Source organism: Paenimyroides ceti (assembly GCF_030409925.1).
In genome coordinates this window covers 1-13,068 of the sequence record NZ_JAUFQU010000025.1, presented here as the reverse complement: position 1 = coordinate 13,068, position 13,068 = coordinate 1, and the positions used below count along the sequence as shown (strand labels likewise).

11 protein-coding genes and 3 pseudogenes are annotated in these 13,068 nt (G+C 34.8%); 5 read left to right on the top strand and 9 right to left on the bottom strand.

Features of this window, described 5'->3' with window-relative positions; all coding sequences use genetic code 11:
• Positions 1–139: 139 nt before the first annotated feature.
• The 5 genes and pseudogenes from QW060_RS28115 to QW060_RS19710 form a co-directional block, all read left to right on the top strand.
• Positions 140–663: pseudogene (locus QW060_RS28115) on the top strand (DEAD/DEAH box helicase); the annotation flags it as partial.
• A complete protein-coding gene (locus tag QW060_RS28110; protein ID WP_397386108.1) occupies positions 643–1,266 on the top strand; it encodes a helicase-related protein in 624 nt (207 codons plus the stop codon). The pseudogene QW060_RS28115 and the gene QW060_RS28110, both read left to right, overlap by 21 nt.
• Positions 1,267–1,768: 502 nt before the next feature.
• Positions 1,769–2,563: a porin family protein gene (locus QW060_RS19720; protein WP_290363408.1), complete on the top strand. Its 795-nt coding sequence runs from the start codon at positions 1,769–1,771 to the stop codon at positions 2,561–2,563.
• Between the two features lie 63 nt (positions 2,564–2,626).
• Positions 2,627–3,091, top strand: a complete 465-nt coding sequence (locus QW060_RS19715) for a cation diffusion facilitator family transporter (RefSeq protein ID WP_290364989.1) — start codon at positions 2,627–2,629, stop codon at positions 3,089–3,091.
• Positions 3,081–3,605 (top strand): cation diffusion facilitator family transporter, encoded by a 525-nt coding sequence (locus QW060_RS19710; RefSeq protein WP_290364988.1) that lies wholly within the window; start codon positions 3,081–3,083, stop codon positions 3,603–3,605. Before QW060_RS19715 ends, QW060_RS19710 begins: the two co-directional genes overlap by 11 nt.
• Positions 3,606–3,749: 144 nt before the next feature.
• Here QW060_RS19710 and QW060_RS19705 read toward each other — a convergent pair whose 3' ends face one another.
• From QW060_RS19705 to QW060_RS19665, 9 genes and pseudogenes are all read right to left on the bottom strand, one after another.
• The gene (locus QW060_RS19705) at positions 3,750–4,514 is read right to left on the bottom strand and encodes a TIGR02757 family protein (RefSeq protein ID WP_290363410.1); all 765 of its coding nucleotides are present in this window, start codon (positions 4,512–4,514) and stop codon (positions 3,750–3,752) included.
• Between the two features lie 253 nt (positions 4,515–4,767).
• The gene (locus QW060_RS19700) at positions 4,768–5,325 is read right to left on the bottom strand and encodes a DUF6705 family protein (RefSeq protein ID WP_290364987.1); all 558 of its coding nucleotides are present in this window, start codon (positions 5,323–5,325) and stop codon (positions 4,768–4,770) included.
• Between the two features lie 194 nt (positions 5,326–5,519).
• Entirely contained in the window at positions 5,520–6,152 is a 633-nt protein-coding gene (locus QW060_RS19695; protein ID WP_290363412.1) for a DUF6705 family protein, read from the bottom strand.
• Positions 6,153–6,244: 92 nt separating this feature from the next.
• Positions 6,245–6,901, bottom strand: a complete 657-nt coding sequence (locus tag QW060_RS19690; RefSeq protein ID WP_290363413.1) for a DUF6705 family protein — start codon at positions 6,899–6,901, stop codon at positions 6,245–6,247.
• A gap of 6 nt (positions 6,902–6,907) precedes the next feature.
• Entirely contained in the window at positions 6,908–7,513 is a 606-nt protein-coding gene (locus tag QW060_RS19685; RefSeq protein ID WP_290364986.1) for a hypothetical protein, read from the bottom strand.
• Between the two features lie 226 nt (positions 7,514–7,739).
• A complete protein-coding gene (locus QW060_RS19680; RefSeq protein ID WP_290364985.1) occupies positions 7,740–8,603 on the bottom strand; it encodes a hypothetical protein in 864 nt (287 codons plus the stop codon).
• Between the two features lie 351 nt (positions 8,604–8,954).
• Positions 8,955–10,293 (bottom strand): annotated as a pseudogene (purB, locus tag QW060_RS19675) (adenylosuccinate lyase).
• 131 nt (positions 10,294–10,424) lie between these two features.
• Entirely contained in the window at positions 10,425–11,270 is an 846-nt protein-coding gene (locus QW060_RS19670) for a DUF2911 domain-containing protein (RefSeq protein WP_290363416.1), read from the bottom strand.
• A 6-nt stretch (positions 11,271–11,276) separates the two neighbouring features.
• Positions 11,277–12,871, bottom strand: a pseudogene (locus QW060_RS19665) (protein-disulfide reductase DsbD family protein); the annotation flags it as partial.
• Positions 12,872–13,068 lie beyond the last annotated feature (197 nt).

Genomic DNA, 13,068 nt, shown 5'->3' with positions numbered 1-13,068 from the left:
ACTTCTCCATACAAATGCTAATTTATTAAAAAATAAATGAGCTTTATCAATTTACAATCTTATATATTCAAATGATTCCTTCATTAGTCAAAGCAAATTATTCCATAACAATGCCTATCTTTGCCTTTTAAATCAATCTATGTCATTTCAATCATTAGGCTTATCGTCACATATTTGCAAAACTATTAACAACTTAGGTTTATTAAAACCTTTTGAAATACAAACGCAAACCATTCCTCTTATTCTGAAAGGAAAAGATGTGATGGGAATTGCAAAAACAGGATCGGGAAAAACACTTTGCTTTGTGGCCCCATTACTTCAAAACATTCAGCACCAAAGCTATGAAAAAAGCCGTAATATTAAAGTTCTGGTTTTGGTACCTACACGTGAACTTGCGGTGCAAATCGAAAATAGTTATGAAGATTTACAGCCAGCACTCAGACGTCCGGTTCAATCAATGGCTGTTTACGGAGGAACCTCTATTAATCCTCAAATGAAAAAAATGTACGGAACCGAAATAGTAATCGCTACTCCGGGACGTTTGCTTGATTTAATCGATCAAAATGCATTATCCATTAAGGAGATAGAATATCTGGTGATAGATGAGGCGACAAAATGTTTCAATTAGGATTTGAAGATGAAATGAACCGTATTTTAAAAATGGTTCCTGAAAAAAAGCAGACCATTCTATTCTCAGCCACCTTAAATGAGAAAGTAGAACATATCAAAACGACTCTGAATATTAATCCTGAAGTAATTGAAGTAAAGGAAGAAGTTACAGATCTGGAATCTATTGAGCAATTGGCATATCGTGTCAATGCAGAAAAAAAAGGACCTTTCCTGCGCTATCTTATCAAACACGAACATATTTCTCCCGTCTTAATATTTGTATCGTCAACACGAACAGCAGAAAATCTCATTGAAAAACTCAGGAAAAATGGTATCAATGCTTTGGCTGTCCACGGAAATAAATCTCAGGGTGCCCGTAGGGTTAACCTGGAAGACTTTAAATCAGGAGAAGCAGATGTATTGGTCGCTACCGATCTTATTGGCCGCGGAATACATATTGACCATCTTCCTTATGTTATTAATTATGAATTGCCCCGATCTCCACAAGATTATGTACACCGTATCGGGCGTACAGGGCGTGCTCATGAAAAAGGAAAAGCAATTTCCCTTATTACTACAGAAGATGAGCACCACTTTAAAATCATTCAGAAGAAAATGGGACGTCAGGTATCTGTTTTAGATACGGACAACATTTAGCTTCATGGATATTAGTTTTTTAATTAGAATAAACCAATATTAAATATTACACTCAAATAACATTATATTTTAAAAGTTATTTGGGTGTTTTTTTTATTTTAAAACCTTATAAGAGCTCATACTATCTAAGGCTTTATTATATCAACATCCATACTCTCCTCATTGCAATGATCAAGATTGGCTTTTGATAACTGAATTGCTATCAATGAGCTGTGAATATTACAAATTAAATCAGGAAAATTGCAATACGTTAGCTTACAATATGGTGGAAATTTGTAATGTTTAATAACAGTAAAATATTGAGAAATCAGGGATATACATAATGTGGGTACATTAAAATTGATTTTGTTATATAAACTTTACTATGGTAGTTTTAGAAACATGTCCCATTCACCTATTTAAATATTATCTCAAAAAATAACGCTATTCAAAGGGTTCAAGATCAATCAACAAAACAATACTGTATAAACAAAGGTAAAATAACAACTTAAAAAATAAAAAAATGAAAAAAATTATATTTTCAATAGCAGTAGCAATAGTTTTACTATATGCACATAAAACAACAGCTCAACCATGGAGCATAGGAGCCCGCGGAGGGCTTGCCATTCCTAATCTTAGTGCAGGCAGCGGATCTGAAGTTAATCCGTTAAACAAAGGATACAGCTCGCGTGTTGGCGCAGGATTTGGTGTTTTTGTAGAAGTTCAGACCAGTAAACTTTTCTCCTTACAGGCAATGGTAGAATATTCGCAACAAGGAGGTCAAAAAAATGGCTTTCAGGCTATTCCGGTTCCAAAACAGATTGCACCTTTACTTGGTGCACAGGGACCTCGTTATTTGTATGCAGATCTTGACAGTAAAGCTAAACTCAATTATTTGATGGTTCCGATATTAGCTAAATTTGGCTGGGACTTAGGAGCGCAAAAAAAATGGAGAATTTATGCAGGCGCAGGTCCGTTTGCAGGTTTACTGTTAAGTGCAAAACAAGTAACGAGTGGTAACAGCCAGGTATATTTTGATGAAGATAAAACCAAGCCTGTTCCTGCCAACCCTACTAATCCATCTGCCGGAATTCTAACTTTGCCTTTTGATAATACGCAAAACATCGAAGATCGCATCCGTTCCTTTAATTTTGGACTTTCAGGTAATATAGGTCTTACATTTAAAATGAAACGCAATGCTATTTTTATTGAAGGTGGTGCTAACTATGGTCTTATCAACATACAAAAGGGTACAGCAAACGGGAAAAATAAATCCGGAGCAGCAACAATAATGCTGGGTTATGCCTACAGTCTGTAATAACACATGAGGATATTTTTATTCTCATGTGAATGTTGAGAATAGTAATTTATTTTATAAAAAATGACACAGAATCACAACCATTCTGAAAACAGCAACCCCGATACCAATACTTCAGTTGATCATTTGCATGAAGAGGTCGGCAAGAAAAACACAGCATTGTCCTTAGCATTTTGGATGAATGTACTGTTTTCGATTATTGAACTCATAGGTGGTCTGCTTACAAATTCTACCGCTATCATTGCAGATGCTTTTCACGACTCAATGGATGCTATTGCCATTGGAATTGCTATTTTGCTTGAAAAATTTTCCAATAAAAAACGCACGTCTTCTTTTTCTTATGGTTATAAACGTTTTTCAATGTTATCAGCTTTAGGATTATCTGTCTTTTTATTGATCGGTGTCACAGGTATGGTCATCAGTGCTTACAAATCGTTTCTTGAACCGAAAGAGGTAAATAGCTTGGGTATGCTGGGGCTCGCCATATTGGGAGTTATGGTAAATGGGATTCGCTTTTTTGAAAATTAAAAAAAGTAATAATACGCCAAATGAACATTCCCACAACCATAACAATAACCGTAATCATAACAGCCGTTCCATCATGCTGCATCTATTGGAAGATGTATTGGGCTGGATTGCTGTTTTGATAGGAGCTATTCTGATCTACTTTACAGGTTGGAGCTGGATTGACGGAGTTCTTACAATAGGTATCGCAGCCTATATCGGATATAATGCAGGTAAAAACCTTTTAGGAATAGCAAAGATAATGTTGCAATCTGTTCCTGAGAATGTAGATATCGGTAAGTTAGAAAAAGAACTTACTGCTTTAAACGATATTATCAAAATTCATGATGTACATATCTGGAGTCTTGATGGCAACTATAACGTAGGTACATTACACGTCGTAATAGACAAGAAAAATATGGACGCTCAGCAAATGCTCCATCATCAAATCGTCACATTAATGAAACAACATAATATCCACCACCCAACTGTCCAGATAGAAATAGCTGACAATAATTGTGGTTTAGAGCAGTGTTAGAAAATACTATCAGATAAAGTGATAAATAAAAAGATCTGTCTGTCAATATAAAAATGAGGTTATTAATGATGCGATATTCATCATTAATAACTTCATTTTTTATACTTTAATTTCTGATCAAGTTTATCGGTTGTTTGTTGTGTTTTATTTAATACCTTCAAATACTCCGAGGCCAAACAAAGCAAAGTCATATTTTACTGGATCCGCAGAATCAAATCCTCGCAAAGAAGTGTCTAACTCCTGTAATGCTTTTTGATCGTTTTGTGTCCGTTTTAAAATTCCCAATGTACGGGCTACATTTCCGGAATGTACATCCAAAGGACAGGATAATTCTGCCGGAGCTATATTTTTCCAGATGCCGAAGTCCACTCCTTTCTGATCTTTTCTGCACATCCACCTCAAAAACATATTGATTCTTTTTGAGGATGATCCTTTAAGCGGATCAGATATATGTTTGGTAGTACGTTGCTGATGATCGATTTCAAAAAATACCTTTTTAAAAGCTGAAATACGTTGTTGCATCTCTCCGGGTACTGTATTTGAAAAAATACTTTCAAGTCCGTTATGAGCTGTATAAATATTTTTTAGAGATTTTATAAAAAAACGGAAATCATCTGTATTAAAAGTACGGTGCACCATTTTATCAATACAGGCAATATGGTGATCTGTAGCACTCATGACAAAGTCATACGGACTGTTTCCCATAAGATCCATCATACGCGTAGCACTGTTAATAATCATTTTTCTGTTTCCCCAGGCAATAGTTGCTGCTAAAAAACCACTGATTTCGATATCTTCCTTAATAGAAAAACGGTGCGGAATCTGAATGGGATCACTGTCTATAAAATTGGGATTATTATACTGATCGGATTTAAAATCCAAATATTCTTTTAATTCTTCAACATTCATAATACAAAGATAAACAATACAAAATAAGGTTTTTTATATCTAATTAGAATTGATACTGTAAAGTATAATAGAAAAAATAATATTTAAAAATATGTCAGGTAGTATAAAAATATACCATTTTATATGGAGTAACGATAATGTCATTAAATTCTTTTTTTTTTTTTTTTAGCCTTTGTAGCGTATGAAGATAAAAAAACTGATACATCACGATCAGGTTTTTTTATATATCTTCCCGGCAACTTCTAAATAAAATTTAAGGTACTCTGTCTAAAAGAATAGGTCCTAACGGTAAACTAAAAAGTTTCTGAGAAGGTGTGTACATTGAAGCATCTCCATATATCCGATAGTTACCATTGCTGATGTTTAACAATAACTTTTCCTGACCATTTAAATTTGTTTTCTGCATTTCATAATTGCATAATACCTGACGGTAATAATCATTTATAAAACCTTTAAAGGTATAGGTCGCATCATAATAAAAACCATAAGAAACAAAATTAAGATCGTAGTTATGATAACCGGTATTATTCTGAGGAATAATTGAATTTAAATTATCATGCAATACTACTCCGTTTTTAACCAGTTTGTATTTTATAATAATAATGTCTTTAAATCTATATTGAGTAGCGCTAATACCACTAAATTCTTTATCTCTTTTTTCAATTTTTAATTCCAATAGGAGATCCGGAGTCTGATATCGCCAGTTGCCGACCACCTGATTCCGAATATTTCCTATATCTTTGGCATAATTACCTGTTTTAACCCCATAATTTTTATCCGTAGTTGATAAAATCTGATTTGTAACAGACAAAAACAGGATACTGCTGGCTGTATGCCTGTAACATACAACAGAGTATGATAAGATGTATGAACTGTTTTGTATTTTTCATGGTATTCTATTTGCATTTTGACTCATCTTTTAGCCTTTGTAGCGTATGAAGATAAAAAACCTGATCCATCACGATCAGGTTTTTATATCTGTTTCCGGCAACTTCAAAATAAAATTTAAGGTATTCTGTCTAAAAGAATAGGTCCTAACGGTAAACTAAAAAGTTTCTGAGAAGGCGTGTACATTGAAGCATCTCCATATATGCGATAGTTACCATTGCTGATGTTTAATAGTAACTTTTCCTGACCATTTAAATTTGTTTTCTGCATTTCATAACTGCATAAAACTTGACGGTAATAATCATTTATAAAACCTTTAAACTTATAGGACGTATCATAATAAAAGCCATATGATATAAAATCAATACCATAGGTATGGTAACCGGTATTGTTCTGAGGAAGAGTTGTATTTATGTTATCATGTAATACCAATCCGTTTTTAACCAGTTTGTATTTCATAATAATAATATCCATAAAATAATACCCTGCGGTTCCGACTCCTTCTAATTCTTTATCTCTTTTTTCAATTTTTAATTCCAATAGGAGATCCGGAGTCTGATATCGCCAGCTGCCAACCACCTGATTCCGAATATTTCCTACATCTTTGGCATAATTACCTGTTTCCATATAATTATCATCAGTGATGGTATTTGCCTGATTAGTGGTTGACAAAACAGGGTACTGCTGGCTGTATGCCTGTAACATACAACAGAGTATGATAAGATGTATGAACTGTTTTGTATTTTTCATGGTATTCTATTTGCATTTTGACTCATCTTTTAGCCTTTGTAGCGTATGAAGATAAAAAACCTGATCCATCACGATCAGGTTTTTTTAATTTCTCAATTCACTTTTTTAAAATCATATTTTCCAAATGGAAAAATTACCTGGGTTTTAGTTGGCGCATTCTCTACTTCAGGATCGTATTGTGTGGGATCTCCTATGACTGCATCTTCAGGAAACACTACTCTAAGAATAGAGGACGATCCGTTTTTATAGACGTGCATTAAAAAATACATAGAAGCCAGATGATTATTGTCATTATCCGGCTCTTTATAATGCATATACAGTCTTTGATCCGGAATTGTACACCCCAGACAATCTATGGTATTTCTAACTCTATATCCGTCATAAATAAAATAATTAACACTTGAATTCTTATTTTCATTCAGCGTATTAAGTGTATTAAGCACTTCTACTCCGTTTTCGATAATCCGCATGCCACCGATTAAGGCATCTTCTTTATAAGTATTACCTATAGTTTTTTCAATAAATGTTTTTTTTACAAACCGTAACTGTATGATGATGTTATTTGCTGTATATTGCCAGATATCTGCCCCTGTAAACTGATCAAAATATCCCTGAGTATCTTTATAATAATAACCATTTTCACCATACGAATTCATTCCGGAATAGTTATGCACATCCATAACGGTAAATTGCTGTGCTATGCTTACTTGGGTTATCAATAAGGTAACTATAAAAAATATTGTTTTCATCTTTTTTTAATTTATTGTTGTGTATTGAACCTGACTATTATTGTTTAAAGTAAGCTGTTGCCAACTACTGTTAAAACTGCCTTCATTCGCCTCTAAAAAATAAATATTCATCTTTAAGCCATATTTTTTTAAAACCAATAACAACGCCCTTTCGTATTTTTTCTTTTTGATATCTTCCGCATCATTTGTTTTTTCTACTATTAGATATTCTCTTTCTAACTCTTTTTCGAGTTTACTCCATTTTTCTGTTTTTTTATCTATGACGTATCGTTTATTGGTAACGAAATCTACTTCTTTTTCTTTTATAAAACCCTTATATTCTGTAGCAATATTCTCTGAAGTCACATTATTGGGCAGCATCATCATATACATTCCATATTTATTGACGACTCCGATAAAGGCTTCTGACGGTTTACGATTCGGCTGTTCAGATGATTTGTTGACATATTTAAATATAGCCCCCAAATCTCCGGCTGAAAACAATGGTGTTCCTACTCCCGTTGAAGTAATCCCCAGATTTAAAGGATGAAGGTGTATGACTCCGAAAAAAGTCCAGGAAGCATTTCCGGCATCCAATTGTTTTTTGTTTCCATTTGTACTGGTAAAAACCAACCTGCCTCCTAATGGATTATAGGTATAATTTCCGTTCTGAATACCAAATTGATAGGCAAAACCTGATTCTCTGGTATCGTTTATTCTGCCATACAGCGTTTGTATGTCTTCTTTTAAAATGAAGATACGGCTTTTAATACTTTTGCATTGGTATTACCGGAGCCCATATTTACCTGTCCGATAAGGATTTTTGATTTTACCAGATCTCCGATGTTTTTGATGGGTTTTACCACCGAAATCGGTGGGTTACCGCCTCCTGCAGCCGGTGGTCCGCCGGGACTGCCCGGCCCGGTGTGGAACCGCCTCCGCCTCCGCCACCCGGATAACCACCTCCACCTCCCGAACCACCACCGGAATTCTTACCACAATCTGAAAAATCCATATACGTATAACCCGGTGTGGCGCGTTTGTTACCTGTCATACTACAGGAGTTGTCTCCATATTCGTGTTTTGGATTTCCAGAGCCTTTACAAGGTGTACCTGCTACGCTTACTTCTTTCATACAATCGCCGGGTGGTATTATTTCATAAACGAAAATAGGACTTACTGACGATATCGCATATTGAATATTTTTGTCTGTATCTCTGTCTTCTTCCAACGGATACAGGTACAGAACCTCAGCTGTCGGTTTTTTGAGATACTGCTCTATTGAAATTCTTGAAAAATCATATTTCAACAGGGTTACATAATACTCCTTACGGTCGGTGGAATAATACACCAGATTATAAACGGCTTTTGACTCGGGTTCTTTTTCATCGGTTACCTGTACCCGATACGTAATCACATGCACTTTATCTGCTTCCAGTACTTGAATATGCTCCAGATCAAGTGTAGCCGTTCGATTGCTTCCGCCTTTAGCCGCGCTAAGGGAAGATACTGCTTTTTTAAAATCTTTTTCAAACAAATGTTCCAAACTTGTATTGCCTGCATATCTTTCTTCAAGAGTTGTCTGATCCATTATCAGGGTTTGGGCGTTTAAAGGATCTTCTTGTGTGGCTTCGCGCACTACCGGAGTACGCAGATCGTCTTGAAGACAAGACTGTAACAAAATCAGAACACATAGTAGTGATAAATAATGTAGTATTCTCATAAACAATTAATTATAAGGTTATTTTTTTTCTCAATGATAAGCATAAAAAACATATCTGCCAACTATTTTACAGATAAATTGCAAAAAAAGAATGGTTTTGTTGTTTTATGTCACAAAATTGTTGTTTTTTACATCAAATACAGAAGTATAACAAGAAAAGAGATAATGATTTAAGTTTCAGAAAAATACAACCATCTGTAGTAAATGTGAAAAAAATAAAATTCAGTAAAAGATACCGTTGCTACTGATGCGAAAAAAGCTCCGAAACAGGGGTTAAAAATAGTAGAATAAAGGCTGAAAAAAGAAGTAAATCAACCCTATAAAAAAAATCGCCTGAGGCGATTTTTTTATTTATATACCCAAGTAATTGCTTGGGGTAATATTTTTGAGTTCTTGTTTAACGGAATCTGATACCTTGAGCTGTTCAATAAACGTATGCATAGATTCCTTATTGATGGTTGTATTGGTTCTCGTAAGATCTTTTAATGCCTCGTATGGATTCGGATAGCCTTCGCGTCTTAAAATCGTTTGAATGGCTTCTGCTACTACAGCCCAGTTGTTTTCTAAATCCTCTTCAAATTTAGAGGAATTCAGCAACAGCTTATTCAATCCTTTCAACGTTGCTTCAAAAGCAATAAGAGTGTGTCCAAACGGTACTCCTACATTTCTAAGTACGGTACTGTCTGTTAAATCTCTTTGCAATCTTGATAAAGGCAATTTTGCCGATAAATGTTCAAAAACAGCATTGGCGATTCCCAGATTACCTTCTGAGTTTTCAAAATCAATCGGATTTACTTTATGTGGCATTGCTGAAGAACCAATCTCGCCTGCTTTGATCTTTTGCTTAAAATATTCCATAGAAACATACGTCCAGATATCACGGTCTAAATCAATGATAATGGTGTTGATTCTTTTTAAGGCATCGAAAAGGCAGCAAAGTGATCATAATGTTCTATTTGTGTAGTAGGAAATGAATGTTTCATGCCTAAAACTCCTTCTACGAAGTTTTCACCAAACTGTTTCCAGTCATTGTTCGGATACGCTACTTTATGGGCATTAAAATTTCCTGTTGCACCTCCGAATTTAGCAGCAAACGGAATGTTGTTTAACAAACGTAATTGCTCTTCCAAACGCACAACAAATACCTGGATTTCCTTTCCTAAACGGGTTGGTGAAGCTGGTTGTCCGTGTGTTCTTGCCAACATAGGAACATCTTTCCACTCAATGCTGAGTTCTTTAAGTTTGTTTACCAGATTGATAAAAACCGGCATATAAACATTGGAAATGCTTCTTTGGTAGATAAAGGTATCGCAGTATTATTAATATCCTGAGACGTAAGTCCGAAATGGATGAATTCTTTATAAGGTTGAAGTCCCAAAACATCAAAAGCATCTTTGATAAAGTATTCAACGGCTTTTACGTCATGATTGGTAACTTTCTCTGTTTCTTTAATTTTTAATGCATCTTCCGTTGAAAAGTTTTGATAAATATCTCTCAATTCTGAATATACATTTTTATCTATTGTCTGTAATTGTGGTAGAGGAAATTCACAAAGGGCTATAAAATATTCTATTTCAACTAAAACCCGATATTTGATTAAAGCTTCTTCAGAAAAGTAAGGAGCGAGGGAATGTGTTTTACTTCTATATCGTCCATCAACCGGAGAAATAGCATTCAATTCTGTTAACATAATAATTTTGTGTTGTTAAGATGCAAATATAACGAGATTTATGTAGGTTTAAAAATATATTTAGCTCATAAATAGGCTTTATTCCAATACTTTTAATAAAAAAAACCAACCCTGTCGGGTTGGCTTTCCTGTTATTTTGACCACTGTAAAATGGAATCTTTATTCATTTTGATATAGTCATCATTTTTTGCCTGCTCAGCAGCTTTAAGAGAAAGTTTTGCTGTTTCTATAGCGCCTTTTTTATCTCCTAATTTTGCCTGTACTAATGATTTCTGACGTAGCATATAAAAAGGTGCTTCCGGTTGCATACTGATACTCTTATTGATGTATTCCAACGCTTGCTTCATATCACCGTCTGATTGGAATATATATTGACCTGCTGCATAATAATCAGATGCTTTGGCATTTTCTGTAAGAGATGTTTTAATGCTGTTCATTGCTTTTTCATGTGTAGGAACACCAAATTTCAACGGAACTGCTGTTTTTTCCCATTTTATTAATAACTCTCCGTTATTTGCATCTATTGGGTTAACATCAATAGTAAAGTATTCGACATCTTTAGCTAAAGTTACCGGAGTTACTTTTGTTCTCAAAACAACTTTGGAATCATCCCATGCAGCAGGTAATCCCCAATTTTTAGTCTCATTATAAAACATCACTTCCCATGCATCTGCTTTTGGCAATGTATATAAAGCATATTCTCCTTTTGGTAATTTCTGGCCGTCAATTATGATATCATCGCTGAAACTCACAATAGTATTCTCATTTGCTCCGGTTCTCCATACTTTTCCGTAAGGAACCAAATCTCCGAATACTAATCTTCCTTTTTTGGCAGGACGTGCATAATCCACTTCTACTTTGGTGAGTCCGATAACTTGTTCTATCTCTGATTTCGGACTTGCTTGCGGGGCAGTTACCTGAGCACCTGCACTCATTACAGTAAAAGCAAATGCCGCTATTAATAAGATTTTTTTCATATCAAATTAGTTTTTATATTTATTTATTCCTTCTTGCATCCAGTTGAGATATTCCTGAGCATCAGGAGTATACCCTACAGGATTATTTAGATTATTTCCTTCATTATCTAAAATAATATAGTAAGGCTGTGCATTTGCCTGATATTTTTCAATCTGAAAATCACTCCATTTATTTCCTATGGTTTTTATTTTTTGTCCGGTAGTCGGTGATATATATTGTTCATTTTCAGGCAATTCTTTTTTATCGTCTACATATAATGAGATCAGCACTACATCATTCTGTAATTTCGATAATACTTCTGGCTTAGACCATACATAATCTTCCATTTTTCTACAATTTACACAGGCAAATCCGGTAAAATCAAGTAAAACAGGTTTGTTGTTTTCCTTCGCATATTTCATTCCTTTTTCATAGTCTACAAATGCTACAATACTATGAGGACCTTCTTTTGCTCCGTCAGGAATTTCACTTATTACAGCTCCTCTCCCTGAGAGTTTCCTACTCCATACGGACTTTCAGAATAGGTCATCGGTGGGGGAAATCCTGAAATAATCTTTAAAGGTGCTCCCCATAATCCAGGTACAAGATAGATAGTAAATACCGTAACAAATAGAGCCATATACAAACGTCCTACAGATAATTTTTCCATAACAGAATCATGTGGTAATCGTATCTTACCTAATAAATACAATGCCCAGGTTCCGAAAATTGTAATCCAGATCGCAAGGAATATTTCACGTTCCAGATAATGTGTCTGTAATACCAAATCTGCATTGGATAAGAATTTAAATGCCAAAGCCAGTTCCAGAAATCCTAAAGATACTTTTACAGTGTTCATCCATCCACCCGAACGCGGCATAGAATTTAACCAACCCGGAAACATTGCAAATAACATAAATGGCAACGCCAATGCCAATGAGAATCCGAACATTCCGATAATCGGAGCGATACCACCTTTTGCAGCCGCTTCAACAAGCAATGTTCCTACAATTGGTCCTGTACAGGAGAAAGAAACTACCGCTAAGGCTAAAGCCATAAAAAAGATACCGATAAGACCACCTCTGTCTGCCTGACGATCTACTTTATTTGCCCATGAATTTGGCAACATGATTTCAAAAGCTCCTAAGAACGAAGAAGCAAATACAACAAGTAGTACAAAGAAGATTACATTGAACCAAACATTGGTTGATAATGCGTTCAAAGAATCAGCACCGAAAATTTTGGTAACTATGGTTCCTAAAACGACATAGATAATGATGATGGAAAGTCCATAAATCACAGCATTTTTAATTCCTTTAGCTCTTGATTTACTTTGTTTCGTAAAAAAGCTTACAGTCATCGGAATCATCGGAAACACACAAGGCGTGAGCAAGGCTGCAAATCCTGACAGAAAAGATATAAAAAAGATAGTCCACAAGCCTTTTTGCTCTTGTTTAGAAGCAGGATTTCCGGCTGGTGTACTTCCTTTAGAATCTGTTTTGGTATCAGCCGCAGCTTCTTCAAAAGCTTTTACTTCTTTAGTGGTAAGATCTTTTAGATTGAATTCAAAAAATTTATCCTGACTGATACAAACATCTGTACAAACCTGATAAAATAGGTTAAGTTCTATTTTAGAAAGATCTTTATTGGTAACCGTAACTTTTTGTTTGAACTGAACTGCTCAACAAAAAAAACATCCTCTATAAAACAATATTTAAACATAGAGATCATTTCTGAAAAGATCTTTAATGATGCTTTAAAAATAAAAGTTCGGTTTTTATTGATCACCAACCCGTCTCAAAGAAGGAAAACGGTAAA